We start from the raw sequence: 18398 nt of genomic DNA on the forward strand, positions 1-18398 counted from the left end.
GACGAAACAAGCCGCAGCGGGTTGCTGCGGCTTGTTGATTCAATCGTCGAAGTTCGCGAGTACGTCTTTACTGGACGATGGCTCGAGCGAGGTGATCACTCACCATCGCCACCGCGAGGACCACGACCACCGCGTCCGCCTTCACCGCCGCGGCCACCACGCCCTGCGGGGCCACCGCGTGCACCTCCACGGTTACCACCGCGAAGCGCTTCCAGGTCGAAGGGTTTGCCCTTCATTTCTTCAAACTTCTTTTTCTGATCGCTGGTCAAAACGCCCAGGACTTCTTTTTCCATGTCTTCGCGCATCGTTTCCATGGCGGTCCGCATTTGTTCGCGGTCGCGGCTTTGCATGATTTCACGCATTTTGTCACGAATTTTGGTTTCCATGCCCGAGCGAATTTCGGCAAGCTTTTCTTTTTGCTCCGAAGTCATCGCCAGCTTCTCTTGGACTTCTTCGGTTCCCAAAGCCATCACGCCTTGGACCTGGATCGAGATCTCATCCAAACGCTCCATTTGCTCGAGCGTCAACACGGTCTCGAGTTGCATGCGAATTTCTTCTTGCTGTTCTTCGCGTTGCTTTTGCATCTTTTGGAAGAATTCCTGACGCTCTTCGTCCGACGCGTTTCGGAAATCAAAGTCAGGTCGGTCTTGTTGACGCGACTGCTCTTCCAGTTTTTTCAGGGCTTCGGTTTGGGTTTCGTCGACACCCAATTCTTCGCGAACTTTTTCAGCTCGCAGCAGGCCAAGCACGGAACCACCAGCACCGCGGCCGCCCATCATCATTCCGCCACCGCGAGGTCCACCACCACCGGGGCCTCCGCCGAAACCACCACGACCACCTCGGCCGCGACCTTCTTGAGCGCTCGCGATGGATTGAAGCGACAACCCTGCCACCACGGCCGCCATGGCCAGGAAACGCATCGATGGGCCAAGTTGCAAACGGGACAAACGGTTCATTGTTGAGTAACCCTGTGAAGTGGTTAGATGAGAGGTGGCCAATTGTCCGCGGCGTGTGTTGAGCTGGCGTACAAATTGAAACCAAGTGTTGTTACTGGAGATCTAACACTCGGTTCGCACGCAGGTTTCGCGAGTTTTTGAAATCTTGGCCCGCGAAAGCGGGCGTCTGCCCTTGCTTTTTCAAAAAAAATGTCTGGGCTCGCTTGTCCTGGCTGTACAGTCCAGCGATTCGAGAATCAGCCACGCAAGCGAGGGTTCACGATCATCGGCCAATGATCGAAGAGACCTGTTGAAAGCTTGTTCACCAAACCCAGTTCCGATCTCACGATCGAAAGCACAAGGATCTCCCTAATGAAGAAATTGATGTTGGCTGCTCTGGCCCTGTTCGTTTTGCCCGCCACCGTTCAAGCGGATCACCACAAGGAAACCGCTAAGAAAAACATCGTTGAAACCGCTGTGGCAGCGAAGTTCAACACTTTGGTCGCCGCTGTCGAAGCCGGCGGGTTGGTGGAAACCTTAAGCGGCGAAGGCCCATTCACAGTGTTCGCCCCGACCGATGAAGCCTTTGGCAAATTGCCAAAAGGAACGCTGGAAACCTTGCTGAAACCCGAGAATAAAGATCAGCTCGTTCAAATTCTCAAGTACCACGTCGTGGCAGCAAAGGTTCCCGCTGCAAAGGTGGTTGAGCTGAAGAAGGCAGACACCTTGGCCGGCGAAGTGACCATCGAGGTCAAAGACGGAACCGTGATGCTCAACGACAAAGTGAAGGTCGTCAAAACCGATGTCATGGCAACCAACGGTGTGATCCACGTGATCGACACTGTCCTGTTGCCACCAAGCAAGTAATCCTTGCTTCCTCTGAATGATTCAAAATAGCCCGTCGGCAACGGCGGGCTATTTTAGTTTTCGAATCCCTGCAGCGGGATTGATGGTGCGGATCGCACGTTTGACCGTCTCCTTCATGGGGACTCGCTTGAGAGCCTGAACCATGGTGGCTTCGGCGTGAAAGGCAAAGCGATGCCAGCAGGAATCGGTGATGGTTCCATGGGCAACCGTGGTCGTTGTCGCCGTCTGTTTTTGCTTGTACGGTTGCTCGCCGTATCCCATGTCGACGCAGTGAATGCCATGCGACGACGCGTTGCGGATGATCTCGGTAAAGAGTGCCGTTCCCGGGGAATATTTCGAGAACGATGGATCGTACGTTGGGAACCAGTAGTGCAGCCTTCCTCGTTCGATCGTCCCAATGTGCGTTGCGACCGGTCGGTCACCTGCCCAAAGAACGGAGCAGATGCCGCGCAGTGAGTCGTTGGCGAAGTGTTCGCTCAGTGGCGAATTCTCCGGAATGCCATCGAGCGAGAGTTCGTTTTCGTAGAGTGTCTGAATCAGCTCGCGGGTCCAGTCAGGTAAGAACAGATCCAGGATGTGTGTTCGCTGGTACTGGTCTCTTTTCCACTGAATGGTTTGCTTCAGGATGTCAGGGCAACGGCAGTCGAGTTCCAGTCGGATAGGACCCACCTCGCGAGCGAGTTTGCGTGTCTTCTGCCCTTGTTTGGCGATCGTCCGGTGTTCCTTTTGCAAGTTACGCAGATAGGACTCTGAATCGTTGCCGAGGTCCGCGCGAAAGGCTTTGGTCGTTTGCAAGTGATAGCGATCTGTCCACTCCGGGGCGCCCCCAACGATCGCGTGCAAATCAAATGCGCGTACTTGAGCGGCCTTTGCTAGTTCCGACCAATCGACGGAAAGTTCTCGAGCGGCGACCACGTTCTGGGCATCGTTGAGGAAACGTCCGACTGGCAGACCGATGCCACGGATCCGATGAAATGGAAAGAACCCGATTGGGTCGTTGTTGCTGGATCGAAAAACCGCGACCCAGACATCACCCCGGACGGAGTTGACGGCGGCGGCGAACCGCGAAGCAAAAAACGGCGGCGCGAATTCGTCTCTCGTGCTGCGGATTTGTTCCCAACGTTCCAATTCCGCCGGGCCGAGATCAGCCAGCGGTAGGACAGAGATATGATCGGCGGTGGTGTCCAGGGAGCCAAGCCTGTGTGGGGAAGGTTGAGTGCTCAGCCTTCCCGGTTGGCTGTCGTGGCGTGCTGAGCCGATTGGAGTGGTTTCCAAGTCGGTGAGTTCAGCGGCGAATGATTCCGGCTTCAATCCCGATGGAGTTGACTCAGCAGTGAACCCAGCCCGTTGGTTACTTGGACCTGAAGGGTCACTGGGCTCAGAGGGCGGCGGAGTCAGGGGAGAAGCGGGGGAGGACAATGCCGGGCTCATCGAAAACGGTGCCGATTTTCATCCCGCCTTCGATGAGACGGGCTGTTTAGCGTCGGGCTTTCTTAACCTTAGCACCGCCTTGGCGGACCTTGAACTTTGGATTGCTCTTGCAAATCACGTAAATACGTCCACGGCGTTTGACCACCTGGCAGTCCGGGTGGCGGTACTTCAACGCTCCAATGCTACTAACGACCTTCATCCGATGCTACTCGCGGGTTAAATGTTGATGCCAAAAACCAACTTTGTTCGTCGGCAAACGGCAGAGAATAGCGAAAAATTAGCGCTCGACAACTCCAATCGTCAAGCTCATGCCATTTTGGCAAAGGATTCTCGTAGGAAATCCAGCGGAAACAAACAGAACGATAATTCACGGCTGCAGAGGATCCGTTCCGTCGCGGCGTCCTGCTCCAGGTGGAGCCGTTGAGCCCGTGTTTCCTTGCGTTTGGCAGTCAGCTCCGCCGAAATCTGAGTGTTCAGACGAGTGACCTGATGGTGCCAGGTTGCTCGGCTACCTGAGGTCGGCATTTGTTCTAGCAGGGCGATCTTCTGGTCGCGGAGTGCCTTCTGATGAGGGTTCTCGGGATCCAACCAGTTTTCCCCTTGGAATTGCAACTCACGTTCTTTGCGAAGCAACTGTTGCCGCTTGTCTTCGCGGGTCGGATCCGGAGATTGGCCGGGGAGGCGGATGGTGCCGGAAACGACTTGCAACGCGGGCGGCGTGATGCGGAAGAACTGCGAAAGGATGCGGTCGGCTAGCTGGTCGTACTTTCCGCCTCCAATGCCATGCAGAAACAGATCGCTCAGGACCAGACGCGAAAACATGGTCGTGACCAGCGCACGGGGGCGGATCTTCAGTTCCGGTGACGCGGCCTCGGCGATTTGCTCAGCGGCCGAGTCTCGGTCCGTCGCGGAAACCAACAGCGAAACGTTGGACGCTGAAGTTGCACCAACGTTGGGAGCATCGCTAATTCGATACTGATCGCCTTCGCGACGCACCCAGACTCCGCGGCGTTGAGGATGGCTGTTGCCGTAGACCCACAGCGGCATCTCGAACCAATCATCGCTGCGAGCGAGGTTGGGGACTGGATGAGCCGAGCTGCGGATGCCGTGCCAGGCTCGATAGTGTTCGGCGGAGCTGTTGTAGACGTCTTGGAATCGTTCGATTTCGTCGATGATTTCCATGACGAATCGAGCGAAGGGGACTCCCCGGACGGCGACACCCAACGGAAGTTCGAGGGTTTGCCAACCCATCTCGGCTTCCAAAGCGTGACGAGCCTGTGCCAACGCACAGCCGGCGATGTTGCAGCGTGCAATCGCTTCGCGAGCGTGTTTCCAAAGTTCGGTGACGCATGGATCACCTACCAGCGGAGCAATCGAACGGCGAACGCCCGAGTCAAAGTGCTGAAACAGTTCGACGTCGCGAATGGCAGCTTGTTCGTAAGGCAGGCTTTCCCCGCCCGCATCGTAGGCGACCGTTTCCCACGTGCCACGACGGCGATTCGATTCATCGCCGGTGCCAGCCATCAGGTTTTCAAGGCGTGGAACGCGAATCGATCTTGCGGAGGCCGCGTCATTGTCGATCACCAAGTTGATAGGCAACGCACCGCAATTGCCGGCAATTTTCTGCAGAGTGTGGTTCTTGAACCAAACACCCGGGTGGAACAGTGTGGGTTGATGGCCGGCCATGACGATCGGCCGACAACTGGCCGAATTCGGGGCACAGGCACCCAGGCCGACGGACGAGACGTCACGGTAAGCCGATGTGTACCGGCGGGCGTCGGCAACGATTTGACGGCGGGCGTCTTTGCGGAGCGAATCCCAGAGAGAGCCCGCGGGCAATTCACGTTGGGCGGTGGCGAGGTTGTTTTTGAGAGCCAGTTCCGCATCGCAAAGCGGAGGCTCGATCAGCGTGCCGAAGGACGATTTTGGGGCACGCAGTTCTCGATAGGGATTGCCGGACGAAGTGTCGGAGCCGGCCTGAATGTTATCCGCCAAATCGGCTCCGGTGGAACAAGAGACCTGGGGTGACGATTCCGACGCGTTGGTGTTCGGATCTGCCAAAGACGGCGTCGATTGGAATTCAGTAGATCGCAAGGGAAGCTTTCGTGGGTCAATGGCTTGGGTGTCCCGCCATCAGCCCGATGAAATGCTTCAGGGCCACTGCGGGTCGGTGATTTTTCGATTCAGGGTCGCCAGGCGTGCTTGCACGTCGAGCAGACGCTGCCAGGCAGCCTGTTGCAGCAGGACTTGTTCCGTTTCTTCCTGGGTCGTCGCGGAATCGATCAATCTTTCCAGACGAGATTGTAGGTAATCCAGGATTTCGCACAGTTGTGCTTTCTGGCCAGGAGTCAAATCGTCGGGAATTGCAGGCAGATCTTCCACATGCAACGCATCGACCGGAATGGGGGATTTTGGGTCTTGGCGAAAATCGACACCCACCGATTCATCCGAGGATTTCACGTCTCGTTGAATGGCTCCCTTGCTTCCACCACCGATTGCCTGCAACCGAGCGGCGATTTGTTCTTCTGAACCCAGCAACAACAAACTGCGTCCAACGGCGACAAGATCGCCGTGACGAAGGATCTTCAGCTGGCACTCGGCACCGTTGACTTTGGTTCCGTTGGTACTGTCCAAATCGGTCAACACCAAACGTTCGTTGTCGCGTTGAATCTTCAGATGACAGCGGCTGACACGTTCGTCATTGAGTTGAATGTCGTTTCCTTCTTCCCGTCCGATGGTCAAAGGAGGCTCGATTCCCTCGAAGACCTTGCCACGGTCGGCGCCGTGCAGGACTTTGATCGTTACGCTTGACACCGCGGGCCTCGATCTGGAGTGTTGCTGACGTTTGTTAGGCGTCGATGAGCGACAACGCGAACGCCGAAATGAAAAGCTGACTTCCAAGCCGTCACAAGTACACGTCCTTTATAGTTCAAAAGCGCATTCGGCGATCCCGCCCCGCAGGAAATTTCAGCAAGAATCAATCGGAAATGTTGCCGATCGGCAATGCGATTACATCACCTGAACAACGATGCACTTCAAGTAGTCGCTTTCTGGACAAGAGATCGCGAAAACATGGTCCGGGGAGGGACCGCGACTTTCCAGAACAACCAAGTCTCGTCGTCGTTTTCGACCGACATCAACCAACATGTTCAGAAAGTCGGACCGAGAAACCCGTCCGGAACAACTGCAGGTGACCAGCATTCCCCCCGGAGGGAGCAGGTCCACCGCGGACGCATTGAGCCGAGTGTAGGCTCGTAGGGCGGCTTCGGTCTGTTTGCGCGATCCCGCAAAGCGTGGCGGGTCGAGGATGATCGCGTCAAACTGCTCGCCCCTTTGATGACGCTCTTTCAAATCGTGAAAGCAGTCGCCTTGTTCGAACCGAACGTTGGTCAGTTGATTCCGCTCCGCATTTCGCTGGGCAATTGCCAAGGCTCGTTCGCTGCTATCCACGGCCACGACTTCCGACGCACCTGCCCGAGCCGCGGCCAAGGCGAACCCGCCGGTGTAGGTGCAGATATCCAGGACCCGCCGACCTTTCATGTAAGCCGCTGCAGCCGCATGGTTGTTTTGTTGGTCGAGATAGCCGCCTGTCTTTTGACCGTCTTGCAGATCAATCGCCATCTCCAATCCGTTGTGCTGATACCAAACGGTTGAGTCCGTTTCTTCGATGGACGTCAGTGATTCCAACTGGCGAAGGTCATCCTCGCTGACCTTTTCGTGCTTGACCGTTGCCTCATCCATTCGCACCAAAACCTTGGTGCATGGGGTGCCGTGCTTGGCCGCAGCCGACTGGACTTCTTGGACCAAGTGTTTGGCAAATGGTAGCAGCACGGCGCCCGTGAATTGAACGCTCAGGCAATCCGCGTAGCGATCGACAATCAATCCACTCAACAAGTCTGACTCGCTGAAAATCAAACGCTCGCCGCCTTCGGGATTGGCAGTGCCCATCAAACGCCGGCGGGCAACGGCTTGATCGATCCGGCTGGACCAAAGTTGCGAATCAATCGCCAACTCTTTCGCGAAAACGTACAGACGGATCCGCAACCGACTTTCGGGATTGATCAACCCACGCGCGATCCAATTGCCATCGTGATCCAACAGATCGACGACATCACCGCATTTGGGTTGAGGAGCCGTCGGTTGGGCGGAGTCGTTCGCAGAAGCTTGCGGTGCTTGGTCGCTTGCGTCATTTCTGAGAATAGGTCTCAGGGTGTCGTGAGCCAGCGTGCTCGCCAACACCCAAGGATGTCGCGAAAGAAACGGGAAGTGGCGATTGGGACGCGTGCGAATTTGCCAATGGGACGCATCGGTGGAGGCGGAGTTGGGTTGCATCAGGTTGAAAGTCACCAAATTGTCGATGGAGGTGGGTTTGCCGGGGACGGCGGAAGTGGCAAAATAGGCGAACTGCGAGGATAGTCGCTCAAGACTGCTTTGTTTTGACCGAAGTGAGGGCCTTGCACGAACCGATATAGTGCGAGAGCGGTCTTATCAGGTCGTTCCGAATACTCAAATCAAACTGGAAGGTTAAACCATGCACGTCGTTGCTGAACCCTGCTCCGGATGCAAATACACCGATTGCGTCGTCGTGTGCCCCGTCGAATGTTTCTACGAGGGTGAGCAGATGTTGTATATCCACCCTGAAGAGTGCATCGACTGCGAAGCTTGCGTTCCCGAATGTCCCGTCGAGGCGATCTTTCACGAAGACAACCTGCCCGAAGAATGGCAGAGCTACATCGAGCTGAACGCTGAGAAGGCTGAGGAATGCGAAGTCATTACCGAAAAGAAAGAGCCTCTCGCGGACAACTGATTTGACAAGGTCTCGGGCTAGCATCGAAGAGTTGATCTTCCCAACCCGAGTCGACCACGTCCGGGCCATCTCGTTCATGAACGGTTTCTCGTTCCGGCCCGTTGAATCAAACGCCGAGTTCATGGTCCATGCCCGATCCAGTCGAGTTTGATCCGCGGGAATCGAAGCCCGCGCGGTCCAAAGTCGGCTGGGTTCGCTGGGCCAAACGCGTGATCGCGTTGCTGGTGATGGTGGCTTTGGTGCTGGCCGCGAAAGACGCGGTGCAGCGTTGGCAGATGGAGGTGGCGGCTGTTCGATCCGAAGTCGATCTTCTGGACCAGCAACTGTCGCCAAAGCACGTCGGTGGCGAGGTCTCGGCAGAATTGCCGGGGCATGAACGCACTCAACTGATTGAGCAACGCGAACGTTTGTTGAAATCGCTTCCGACGTGGAGCAACGTATCGGTGGGTGCTCTGTCGCTGGCCGCGGCTTTTTATGCGTTGGGATTGCTGCCGCCCGCATTGGTTCTGCATGCGGCACTGCGTGGGTTCGGTGTGCGGTGCTCGTTGCTTCGAACAACGGCGGCACAATTGCTCGGGCATCTGGGCAAGTATGTTCCCGGCAAAGCGGTCGTGGTGGTGTTGAGGGTTTCAGCCATCGTCGCCGGTGGCGAGCTGATTCCGCGCGGCGAACTCGTTCCGCGAGAAACACTTGTTTCATCCGAAATGACTTCTGCCTCACCGGAGTCCAAACGAAGCTTGATTGGCAGAGCGACCTCGTGCGTCTTTTTCGAAACCCTGTTGATGATGTCCGTCGGTGGTGCTTTGGCCGGTGTCCTGATGTGGTCGACGCCGCTTCCCCAGTGGGTGAAATGGGCTGCTTCGTTGATGGCAATTGCCGCTTCGATTCCAACCTTGCCGCCCGTCATGCGACGGGTGATCGCCATCGTCAGTCGACGCCGGGCCAATGCCAAAAACGCCGGACTCGATTCACCCGAAACCGCCGCACCGCCCAAAGAGGATCTGTCGACGGCAATCACTTGGCCACGGTTGATGCTCGGATGGTTCTGGTCCCTGTGTTCTTGGTGCTTGATCGGTTTGTCGTTCGCTTGTGTGATGAAATCGATTCCTGCCTACAACGGTTTGCCAATAGCCGGTCATCTCTTGGTGGTAGCGACCGCCGCAATCAGTCTCGGCATGGTCCTTGGGTTCGCGTCGCTGCTTCCCGGGGGCGCGGGAGTGCGTGAGTGGGTGACGTTGATCGTGTTGGGGACGGTGACGGATCCAACCCACGCATTGCTTTGTGTGATCACCGCACGCATCTTGTTCATCGTGGTCGAAAGCGCGATGGCGTTGGTCAGTCATTTCGCCTTGCGTGCGATGTCGCCGGCGTCGGCATGATCGAATCAAACGTGATGGCTCGTTCTTTCGGCGCGTGAGTGCCATGCTGGTTTCTCTTTCCGTCTTCCGTCCGACGCGTTTTCTGTCGCTGCGGTCTAATCCTTTTTCATCAATGCCCCTCGTGGATTCGATAGTTGCATGGACCCCAATGGATCTCCCACCTTGCTCGGTTTTTTGCCTTGCTACAAACCACCGGGGGCGACGTCGCGTGATTTGGTCAATCGTGCACAGCGTCGGCTGCGAGGGGAACTTCGAATTCGGAAACTGAAAGTCGGGCACACCGGGACGCTCGACCCTTTGGCCGAAGGTCTTGTGCTGCTCGCGATCGGGTCCGCGACGCGACTCACGCCGTGGGTCTTGCAACACGGCAAACGCTACACCGCAGACTTTCGTTTGGGGGTCAGCAGCGAGTCCGGTGACCTGGAGTCGCCCTTGAAAGAGCAGAAAGATGTGAGCTATCCGGCGGAACAGGAACTCCGCGCTGCACTCGAACCTTTTCACGGGGTGGTTGAGCAGGTTCCGCCTGCGCACTCGGCCATCAAGGTCGACGGCCAAAGAGCTCACCAAAGAGCACGCCGTGGTGAAAGCGTCGAGATGCCGACGCGACGGATCCTGATCGATGCGGTGAAACTGCTTTCCTACGAACCGCCGATGATGCGACTGGATGTGCGTTGTGGTTCGGGCACGTATTTGCGGACTTTGGGAATGGACATCGCCAAGGCGTGTGGATGCGATGCCGTGATGACAAAGCTGGTGCGAACCGAAGTCGGGCGTTTCACTCTTCAGGACACGCTGGATTGCGAGTTCATGTTTGACGAGAACGACCGCGAAAAACCTCCGGCTCGGCCCATGCAAACCTATTTGAGAACGTCGATGGAGGGCCTGACCCATCTGCCGATGATGCCATTGAATGCCGACGAGGTCAGACGTGTTCGCGATGGCCTTTTGATCAGTGGGAATCCGGAGTCACCGCCTGAACCGCTTCCAAAGGAATGGCAGGAAAGCATGGATCTTGTCGACACCTTCGATCGCAACACCGACGGGCGGGATTGCGTCGCGGTGGATCGATCGGTGGGGGCTCCGTTGGGCGAACTGGTGGCCATTCTTCGACCCCAAGGAAAATTGTGGCACCCGCTACGAGTGTTTCCGAGCGTGGAATCAATTACGCTACGGGGCTGAGAATTCACGTTTCTGACGGATTGATGATCGGAAACGTCCCCGCCCTCCCATTGACCCACCTCACTATGAACAAAATGCGTCTTGCCGTGCTGGCTTTTTCGGCCGTTGCCGTTTTCGGTCTCGCAGGTTGGAAACTCGCCGCGTCACCCGCCGAAGAAATGCAAACCTTCGCCACGGCGTTCTTGGACTCGCTGTCTGACGAGCAAAAAGCGGTTGTCGTGATGCCCTACGACTCACCCAAACGAGTCGGATGGCACTTCATTCCCAAGAAAGAACGCAAGGGTTTGATGTTGGAACAGATGAGCGATTCACAACGCACCGCGGCGTTGCGATTGCTGCGTGCGGCGTTGAGCGAGGCGGGCTACAGCAAAGCCAATCGCATCATGTTGCTCGAAGAAGTTCTCAATGAAATGGAAGCCGGCAAGGGCACATGGGAACGCAATCCACAGCGTTATTACGTCACCCTGTTTGGCGACGTTGCGAAGGCTCAATCGGACAACGAAACGCCATGGGGTTTGTCGTTCGAAGGACACCATCTGTCGTTGAATTTCGTATGCCGCGGTGGCAAGTTGGTCGACTCAACGCCCCAATTCATGGCCACCAACCCCGCAATCGTCAAAAACGAAACCAGCGTGACGTTGGGCAAAGGCACCGCCGTGTTGAACCAAGAGGAACAGCTTGCGTTCAAACTGGTCAACGCTTTGGACGGCAAGCAATTGAAAGTGGCCCGCATCAGCAAAGAGGCACCCGCTGAAATCCGATTCGCGGGCGAACCGCAGCCGAAGGTTGGTGAGCCAGAGGGCATCGCCTACGCCGGACTGAACCCCGATCAACAAGCCCTGCTTCGTGACGTGATTGCCCAGTATGTGAACGTGGCACCAGAGGAAGTCGCCAAAGAACGCACCGAGCAGATTCAAGCGGATGGCTGGGAAAACGTTCACTTCGCCTGGGCGGGTGCCTTGGAACCCGGCATCGGTCACTACTACCGAATTCGCGGCAAGCGTTTCTTGATTGAATTCGTCAACACGCAAGCTGACCCAGCAGGAACCCCCGCGAATCACATCCACTGCGTCTACCGCGACCTATCGGGCGACTTCGATTTGCCCGTCGCTCCGTAAAGCGGGCAATCAGCATTCACTCACGGGCCGACAGTTTCTCGGCCCGTTTTTCATGCGCAAATGACGAACGCAAACCAACGCCAACAAAATGCCCAGGGCGGGACTCGAACCCGCACAGCCTTAACGGCCGGGGGATTTTAAGTCCCCTGTGTCTGCCAATTCCACCACCTGGGCTTGGTTGGTGTCTGGGCAGAAGTGTATCGCCTGGAAACGCTCTCGGGAACTTGGGGCGGGATGGTTTGTCCCGCATCAAGTTCTCCGCAGATCTTTGGGGACTATCGATGACAGTTTGCTTTGTCGCTGCCGCCTCCTTGCGTCCACGAGTTGGCTAGGCCGGTGATGATGGAGCGTCGGAGTTGACCGGAAGTAAATCCGGAGTGCAGTTGTGGGGTCTGGGGACGGCGTTGAAGCGTTGAAGCGGTAGGTGCTCCGGACGCAGGCCGGCTTGCGCAACCAGACGCGTGAGCTGTGCAATCGAAGAGACACCTAATTTGTGACCGATCTCGGTCTTGTGCCGCTCGATGGTTCGAGGACTGCGGAACAGCAGACGGGAAACTTCGGGGACGCTATTGCCCTGACCCAACAACACCAGCACCTCGAGTTCGCGAGGGCTGAGTACCGAAAGCGGACCAAGGTCGATGTACTGGCTCTGGGTGTCTTTAATGTCACCGTCTGGCAGGATGCCATCGAGTCGCGTCAGCACGATTGCGAAGTTCCGCTGCTCGTGACGGTGCGGATAAAACGAGGACACCAACATTCGGCCACAATAAATATGCGTGGCCCGCAGGGGGCGGTTGTTGTCCAATACGTCGCGAACCCAGGTCATGCGTTCCTGGACGTATTCTTCGCTGAAGACATCGTTCAGGTTTCGATTCGCAAGCCCGTCGTCCTCCACTCCGAAGAGTTTCAGGGCGGCTTGGTTGAAATGGATGATTTGGCCGTTGTCTTCGATCACTGTCATCCCAACGTCGGGTTCGAGATCGAAAAGTTTTAGCCAGTCGATGGATTGCAGCTCTTCGCGCATGACTTCCTCTGCTGATTTTAGATAAGGCGGCAAACGCGGCGGTCGTCTTGTGTCTGCTCGCGGGATTCACTGGAATTGCCGGGGCCACTTGGTTCTTTTCGAGGCCACCGGTTTCAACTTGAGCAACTCGTGCGCCAATTGGGGGCATTCGCCCATGAAGTCAAAGCGATGTCGCGTCGATATCAGTAACGGGGCGAGGCCGCTCCGGGCGACCATGAACCGTCAGGCAATTGGTCTCCGGAGCGGCCCATGCTATTTGCCCGTGCTATCTGATGGCCACTGCTGAACTGCCGCTGCATTTGCAAAGATCAAATGCACATCGCGCAGCGGCACCCGTCTCGCAAATCGGCGATTTGTGGGACCGAGTGTGGGCCAGGAAGCGACGCTGCTTTTCGTTAGAGCGCCTGCGCGAGTGAGGTCGAGCGGACGGGCAACGCCGCATCCGCGACTCATTTTGCAAAGCAGTTGAATTGGTCGAGAATTGACCAAGCTTCGTCGGAGGATCAGGTATCAATCAAGTCGTCTGGTGAGAGCAAAGGAACTTGGTTTTCTTCCGTGTCCTGTTTCTCTCGCCAGGGTTTTTCCGACTTGTAGGAGTCGAGTTCTTCCTGAAGCTGATTGATTTGGACCGACTCTTCATCGGCACCTTCTTCGATCTCTTTCTTCGCCGCTTCGACCGCTTTTTCGCTCCACTTTCTGGCGTTTTCGAAATCACCGGTTTCCGCGTATCCCGCAGCCAAGGTGCTGAGGATGTGAGCCTCTTCTTCTTTCGTCAGCTCGACGGCTCGCAGTCCCAATTCCAACGAGCGGGCTCCGTTGCGAACGTCGTCTTTGGGGGAAGTTGCCAAGACCCAAGCTAAGTTGTTCAGAACGCTGGGCAGGATGATCGCGTCGCCCTCATTGTCTTCGTCCAGGTTCGTCAACGCTTTTTCATAGTCGGCGATGGCTTCCGCATGGTCGCCCACCGCGAGGTAAGCGTCGCCGCGCGAACGCAGGACCGATGCGTTGTTGGGATCACGATCGAGAACGCCACTGAGCATGTCGATGGCTTGGCGAGGGCGATCGTCTTGCAGGTACAAGTTGGCCAATTGCAGTTGACGATAAACGTCATCGGGGCTGCGGTCGATCAACAGCTTCATGTCATTGATGGCATCGGCCATGCGTCCTTCTTCGACGGCGATGAAGCAACGAACGACGATCGCTTGATCCAATTGTTCCACCTGCGGAGCCAAGTCAATCGCAGCGTCCAAATCTCGTTTCGCGTCTTTGACGTCATCGCGACGCAGGGCAATTTCGGCACGCTGCAGCAACGCGATTGGATCCTTCGGCTGCATGGCGAGTGCTTTATTCAAATCCGCCAGGGCTTCTTCTTCCCGGTCCATGTTGGTGAACAACAACGCACGCAAGCGATAAAGACCTTCGCTGGGTTGAGCCTGGATGGTTTTACTGAGCAGTTCGATGGCGTCGTCGGCTCGGCCCATCTCTACCAGTTGTTGAACCGTCGCGGCGGCGATTTGTTCGTTGGTTGGATCCAGCTCCAAAACCTTTTGCAAGTCTTCGACCGCTTCGTCGAATTTGCCTTCTTGCAAACGCAAACCGGCACGTTGGCGAACCGCTTCGGCGTTGGTCGGATCCAGCTCGATTGCTTGGGACAAATCCGCCAGTTGGTCTGCAATCTTGTCTTGAGTCACCGCTCGCAGCAGATACGCGGTGCTTCGTTCTTTCGGATCGTCTTCCAACAACTCGATTGCGGCCGACGTTGCTTCCGCGATCCGGTCCTTGTCCCCGTCCGGCAGTAGATTCAGCCGAGCGATCATCATGTGGGCTTCGGCCAGGGCGGGATCATTGATGATCGCTTGTTCCAAAACGCGGATCGCTTCATCACGCAGTTGCAGCGCGCGGCGACCACGCATGCGAGTCATCGCGGCGGCCAGTCCTTGCCCTCGTTGCAGTTGGATGCTGCCCAGCATCTTCTTCGCGAACGATTGGTTCTCTTCGTCCAGTCCCTTGGCCAATGCCGATTCGATCAAGGAAGCAACGGCTTCGAGGTCTTCGTTGGATTCCGCGTCGATGCGTTTGAGAACGGCTTCATCCAGGTCTGCTTGGCCGGGGTTGTTGGTGTCTTTCATCTCCGTCGGTAACAGCGGCGGCGCGCCGGGGGGCAACGGCGTCGTCGGCGGAGCAGGCGGAGTGGCTTCGGCCGGGGCCGTTTCCGTTCCGGTGTCTTGCCCGTGAACTGAAACGACGGACAACGATGAACAGCACATCAACGTGACAGTTGCCAAAACGCGAGGTTGGCCAATCAAGTCGGCGATCAGACGGTTTCTTTTCATGGGAATATCTTGGCCGCTACGTCGATGATTCATCCTGAAGTCTCGTCGGAGGGTAGGTTGTTTCGGAATGGAAAGTGATTGCGATGGCTCCGATCCAGTGCTGGAACCCTGTGTTTCGCGAGTGGGCTCCATCGTATCATTTTTGACAAACGAAAAGCCCTGGAATCGGAGCAGGGATGCATTATGCCGCTTTCGGCGAACGCAGCGAAGGGTAATCGAGCTGATGACGCAACGAGTTTTAGTAACAAGAGAAATTCCCGGCGAATCGCTGGATCGGCTGAGATCGGCTTGCGAAGTGGACGTTTGGCCGGAAGCAACGCCGCCGAGCGCCGAAACGCTGCGAGAGAAAGTGGTCGGTTGTGCAGGATTGTTGACCATGCTCAGTGACGCCATCACCGGCGAGCTGATGGACGTCGCGGGCGAGCAATTGAAAGTGGTCAGCAACTACGCGGTCGGATTCAACAACATCGATGTGGACGCGGCGAAATCGCGAGGAATCTCAGTCGGCAACACTCCGGATGTGCTGACCGATGCGACCGCGGACACGGCCGTCGCACTCCTGTTTGCCGCGTCACGCCATGTGGTACCGGCAGCAAAGCAGGTCCAAGCCGGTGAGTGGAAAACGTGGGAGCCGACTGGATGGTTGGGCGTCGAACCCGGTGGGAAAACGCTGGGCATCATTGGCATGGGACGGATTGGCAAAGCGACAGCGGAACGTTTGGTTCGCGGTTGGGGGATGAAGTTGCTTTACACCTCGCGCCGCGATCAAAGCGATGTGGACAATGAACTGGGGGGCCAGCGTGTCGACCTCGACACTTTGTTGTCCCAAAGCGACTTTGTTTCGGTCCATGTGGCACTGAATGAGCAAACTCGAAATTTATTGGATGCCGAGGCGATCGGTCGGATGCCGTCCCACGCGGTCTTGGTGAACACCGCGCGAGGCGAAATCATCGACCAAGATGCTCTGGTCGACGCTTTGGAACGGCGAGCCATTTTCGCAGCCGGTTTGGACGTGACGGCTCCGGAGCCGCTGCCGGGAGATCATCCGCTGGTCAAGTCGCCTCACTGTGTGATCTTGCCTCACATTGGAAGTGCAACCGATCAATCACGTCACGCGATGGCGGAGATCGCCGTGGACAATGTGCTGGCCGGACTTTCGGGCAAGCCGCTCCGCTGCAGTGTGACCTAGCTGCAGTGTGACCTAGCTGCAGTGTGACCTAGCATGGTGTGTTGGAAGCAATGACCCGTCGGCTTGTTCGTCTGACGCAATCCCCCGGCACAATTGTTCGACGCCATCGTCCTGACGCATCGCTTTGATTGAGGAACCTGCCCGTGAGGCATTGGTGGAACTACATCGTCGAAACCATTGAAAGTCCGCGAGGCGAATTGTCTCGCCGGCAACATCAATTGCGAACGGCATGGGACTTGGTGATTCATTGCAGCGAGCAATTGCATCGTCACCGCGCCGAGGGCATGGCGGCGGAGTTGACTTACCGAACGATCTTTTCGCTGATCCCGGTCGTGGTGCTCGGATTGGTGATGTTTCGTGTCTTTGGCGGTTTGGACGATGTCCAGCTTCGCGTCGAGAATCAGTTGTACTCGTTCTTTGGCGTGCCGGAGATCCCGGCGGAGTACATGCCGGTCACCGAACCCGATGACGCGGGCGAGGGCTTGAACGATGAAGATCAATCGGTCGTGTTCGTCACACCCGATTCCTCCTCGTCCGACACGACCCGTTCCACGGCGGGCGGGGATGCTGCTGTCGGTGAGGATCAATCCAACGAAAACAATTCATCGAAGGCCCCGACCAATGAAGGGCTCGGAGGTTTAGCAACTGCGGCGGCGACGCAAACAGCTTCGGCGAACAACTCTGCCAATGAATCTGCTAACGATGATGAGTCGCTGGTTCCCATCGAAAGCTATCCACCGACCCCGGAGGACGCAGCGGGCGAAGTCGTGGATGCGGACGAGTTAAAGGGCAAAGTCGACGCAGACGATCAAGCTCGAGAGATCATCCGTAAAACGTTGCATGACGCGACCACCAAGATCGCTTCGTTGGACTTCGCATCGATCGGCGTGTTTGGATTGCTGCTGTTCATCTATGCCGCGGTGGCATTGGCGGATTCGACGGAGCATTTGTTCAACCGGATTTTTGACGCTCCGAGGCAACGGCCGATTCATCTGCGAGTCGCGGTGCATTGGTCAATCATCACTTTGGGGAGCGGTTTGTTGGCGTTGAGCCTGTACATGTCGTCGCAAGTGATCGATTGGTTCGGCAACATGGGGGCGGGTTCAGGGCCCGTGTGGTTGTTGCAGCACGCGTTGTCGCTGCTGGCGGCGTGGGTGTTGTTGTTCTTGCTCTATGCGTTGATGCCCAACACGCATGTTTCATTGCGAGCCGCAGTGGTCGGGGCCGCGGTCAGTTCCGTGTTGTGGGAGTTGGCGAAGTATGGGTTTCAGATCTATGTCACCACCGCCGTTCCGTATTTAGAACTGTATGGTTCGCTGGGTGTCATCCCTTTGTTCCTGCTGTGGATCTATCTGACTTGGTTGATCGTCTTGTTTGGATTGATTCTGACTTACACCCTGCAAACGGTTCGCGGGAAAGAGTTTCGACGTCGTAGTGAACGGCAGGAAGAGTTGCCCGCGGGCGATCCGGATTGGATGTTGCCGATCATGACCGAGGTTGCGATGGCGTTTGGATTGGGCGAAGCCGTGGGCCGGCAGGATCTGTCAGATCGGTTGGGATTGTCCAGTCGCGTGGTTCACGAGATGGAAAACAAGCTGATCGACGCGAATTTGTTGCGGCGTGTGGTGACGGGGGCCGGACAAGAGAACCAACTGACCTTGGCTCGCCCAGCCGACAAAATATTGGTCGCCGAAATCATGCGTTTGGCCCATCGTTATCGACCGTCGAGTGATCACCCGGCTTGGAAAACGTTGGCTCAATTGAAAGAGGCGGAATGCGTCGCGGCGGGCGACCGCTCGTTGGCGAAGTGGGTGGAGGATTCACCGAAAACACCCGATCGCGAATCGCAGGATGATTGATGGAGCGTTGATTGGGCCTGAGTTCCATTTGGGGCTGAGTTCCATTTGGGGCTGAGTTCCGTTTTAATCGCTTCGAAACGTGAACTGTCGCCGCTGATTCGTTCGCCGCCGAACCATTCGTTGTTCATGGCAACCGCGAAGCCTGTGCTTGCTTGACAGTGGAGTTTGGCGGCGGGACGATAAAGGCAGTTCATTTGCCGCTGGGAAAGACGCTGCGGCGTGTGGTTTCTTTCTCTCGGAAGGAACCTTCTGTTGCGAAGTTAGAAGACGACCGGTT

At 56.7% G+C, this 18398-nt stretch carries 15 protein-coding genes and 1 tRNA gene; 7 read left to right on the forward strand and 9 right to left on the reverse strand.

The window, feature by feature from the left end; translation table 11 throughout:
* Positions 1–95 precede the first annotated feature (95 nt).
* Positions 96–956, reverse strand: a complete 861-nt coding sequence (locus tag LOC70_RS18700) for a hypothetical protein (RefSeq protein ID WP_230255506.1) — start codon at positions 954–956, stop codon at positions 96–98.
* A 351-nt stretch (positions 957–1307) separates the two neighbouring features.
* Here LOC70_RS18700 and LOC70_RS18705 point away from each other — a divergent pair, with 351 nt between their 5' ends.
* Positions 1308–1802 (forward strand): fasciclin domain-containing protein, encoded by a 495-nt coding sequence (locus LOC70_RS18705; RefSeq protein ID WP_230255507.1) that lies wholly within the window; start codon positions 1308–1310, stop codon positions 1800–1802.
* 48 nt (positions 1803–1850) lie between these two features.
* On the opposite strand, the gene LOC70_RS18710 is transcribed toward LOC70_RS18705, so the two are convergent.
* The 5 genes from LOC70_RS18710 to LOC70_RS18730 form a co-directional block, all read right to left on the reverse strand.
* Positions 1851–3113: a GNAT family N-acetyltransferase gene (locus tag LOC70_RS18710; RefSeq protein ID WP_230255508.1), complete on the reverse strand. Its 1263-nt coding sequence runs from the start codon at positions 3111–3113 to the stop codon at positions 1851–1853.
* A gap of 166 nt (positions 3114–3279) precedes the next feature.
* Positions 3280–3432, reverse strand: coding sequence for a type B 50S ribosomal protein L36 (ykgO, locus tag LOC70_RS18715; protein ID WP_040763550.1), 153 nt, complete (start codon positions 3430–3432; stop codon positions 3280–3282).
* A gap of 107 nt (positions 3433–3539) precedes the next feature.
* Positions 3540–5327 (reverse strand): hypothetical protein, encoded by a 1788-nt coding sequence (locus tag LOC70_RS18720; RefSeq protein ID WP_230255509.1) that lies wholly within the window; start codon positions 5325–5327, stop codon positions 3540–3542.
* A 57-nt stretch (positions 5328–5384) separates the two neighbouring features.
* Positions 5385–6047 carry an FHA domain-containing protein gene (locus LOC70_RS18725; RefSeq protein ID WP_230255510.1) on the reverse strand — a complete coding sequence of 221 codons (663 nt, stop codon included), beginning with the start codon at positions 6045–6047 and terminating at the stop codon, positions 5385–5387.
* A gap of 195 nt (positions 6048–6242) precedes the next feature.
* The gene (locus tag LOC70_RS18730) at positions 6243–7583 is read right to left on the reverse strand and encodes a class I SAM-dependent rRNA methyltransferase (protein ID WP_230255511.1); all 1341 of its coding nucleotides are present in this window, start codon (positions 7581–7583) and stop codon (positions 6243–6245) included.
* A gap of 181 nt (positions 7584–7764) precedes the next feature.
* Between LOC70_RS18730 and LOC70_RS18735 the strand changes: the two genes are divergently transcribed.
* The 4 genes from LOC70_RS18735 (at position 7765) to LOC70_RS18750 (ending at position 11716) form a co-directional block, all read left to right on the forward strand.
* Complete coding sequence (locus tag LOC70_RS18735) at positions 7765–8040, forward strand: ferredoxin family protein (RefSeq protein WP_230255512.1); 276 nt, start codon at positions 7765–7767, stop codon at positions 8038–8040.
* Between the two features lie 227 nt (positions 8041–8267).
* Positions 8268–9419 (forward strand): lysylphosphatidylglycerol synthase domain-containing protein, encoded by a 1152-nt coding sequence (locus LOC70_RS18740; RefSeq protein ID WP_390889090.1) that lies wholly within the window; start codon positions 8268–8270, stop codon positions 9417–9419.
* 138 nt (positions 9420–9557) lie between these two features.
* Positions 9558–10598, forward strand: a complete 1041-nt coding sequence (truB, locus tag LOC70_RS18745) for a tRNA pseudouridine(55) synthase TruB (RefSeq protein ID WP_230255514.1) — start codon at positions 9558–9560, stop codon at positions 10596–10598.
* A 65-nt stretch (positions 10599–10663) separates the two neighbouring features.
* Positions 10664–11716 (forward strand): DUF3500 domain-containing protein, encoded by a 1053-nt coding sequence (locus LOC70_RS18750; protein WP_230255515.1) that lies wholly within the window; start codon positions 10664–10666, stop codon positions 11714–11716.
* Positions 11717–11805: 89 nt separating this feature from the next.
* Here the strand turns inward: LOC70_RS18750 and LOC70_RS18755 are convergent.
* From LOC70_RS18755 to LOC70_RS18765, 3 genes are all read right to left on the reverse strand, one after another.
* Positions 11806–11890 (reverse strand) — tRNA-Leu (locus LOC70_RS18755).
* 154 nt (positions 11891–12044) lie between these two features.
* Positions 12045–12740, reverse strand: a complete 696-nt coding sequence (locus LOC70_RS18760; protein ID WP_230255516.1) for a PAS and helix-turn-helix domain-containing protein — start codon at positions 12738–12740, stop codon at positions 12045–12047.
* Positions 12741–13243: 503 nt separating this feature from the next.
* Positions 13244–15106: a tetratricopeptide repeat protein gene (locus LOC70_RS18765; RefSeq protein WP_315857280.1), complete on the reverse strand. Its 1863-nt coding sequence runs from the start codon at positions 15104–15106 to the stop codon at positions 13244–13246.
* 190 nt (positions 15107–15296) lie between these two features.
* Between LOC70_RS18765 and LOC70_RS18770 the strand changes: the two genes are divergently transcribed.
* Positions 15297–16262, forward strand: coding sequence for a 2-hydroxyacid dehydrogenase (locus tag LOC70_RS18770; protein ID WP_230255518.1), 966 nt, complete (start codon positions 15297–15299; stop codon positions 16260–16262).
* 143 nt (positions 16263–16405) lie between these two features.
* The gene (locus LOC70_RS18775) at positions 16406–18121 is read left to right on the forward strand and encodes a YihY/virulence factor BrkB family protein (RefSeq protein ID WP_230255519.1); all 1716 of its coding nucleotides are present in this window, start codon (positions 16406–16408) and stop codon (positions 18119–18121) included.
* The last annotated feature ends 277 nt before the right edge of the window (positions 18122–18398 follow it).

The organism is Rhodopirellula halodulae (assembly GCF_020966775.1).
Lineage (GTDB): Bacteria > Planctomycetota > Planctomycetia > Pirellulales > Pirellulaceae > Rhodopirellula > Rhodopirellula halodulae.

Excerpts from the sequence above, each read along its gene's own strand:
- LOC70_RS18700 (WP_230255506.1), bottom strand. The coding sequence starts at position 956 with ATGAACCGTTTGTCCCGTTTGCAACTTGGCCCATCGATGCGTTTCCTG.
- LOC70_RS18705 (WP_230255507.1), top strand. The coding sequence starts at position 1,308 with ATGAAGAAATTGATGTTGGCTGCTCTGGCCCTGTTCGTTTTGCCCGCC.
- ykgO (WP_040763550.1), bottom strand. The coding sequence starts at position 3,432 with ATGAAGGTCGTTAGTAGCATTGGAGCGTTGAAGTACCGCCACCCGGAC.
- LOC70_RS18735 (WP_230255512.1), top strand. The coding sequence starts at position 7,765 with ATGCACGTCGTTGCTGAACCCTGCTCCGGATGCAAATACACCGATTGC.
- LOC70_RS18740 (WP_390889090.1), top strand. The coding sequence starts at position 8,268 with ATGGTGGCTTTGGTGCTGGCCGCGAAAGACGCGGTGCAGCGTTGGCAG.
- truB (WP_230255514.1), top strand. The coding sequence starts at position 9,558 with ATGGACCCCAATGGATCTCCCACCTTGCTCGGTTTTTTGCCTTGCTAC.
- LOC70_RS18750 (WP_230255515.1), top strand. The coding sequence starts at position 10,664 with ATGAACAAAATGCGTCTTGCCGTGCTGGCTTTTTCGGCCGTTGCCGTT.
- LOC70_RS18760 (WP_230255516.1), bottom strand. The coding sequence starts at position 12,740 with ATGCGCGAAGAGCTGCAATCCATCGACTGGCTAAAACTTTTCGATCTC.
- LOC70_RS18765 (WP_315857280.1), bottom strand. The coding sequence starts at position 15,106 with ATGAATCATCGACGTAGCGGCCAAGATATTCCCATGAAAAGAAACCGT.
- LOC70_RS18770 (WP_230255518.1), top strand. The coding sequence starts at position 15,297 with ATGACGCAACGAGTTTTAGTAACAAGAGAAATTCCCGGCGAATCGCTG.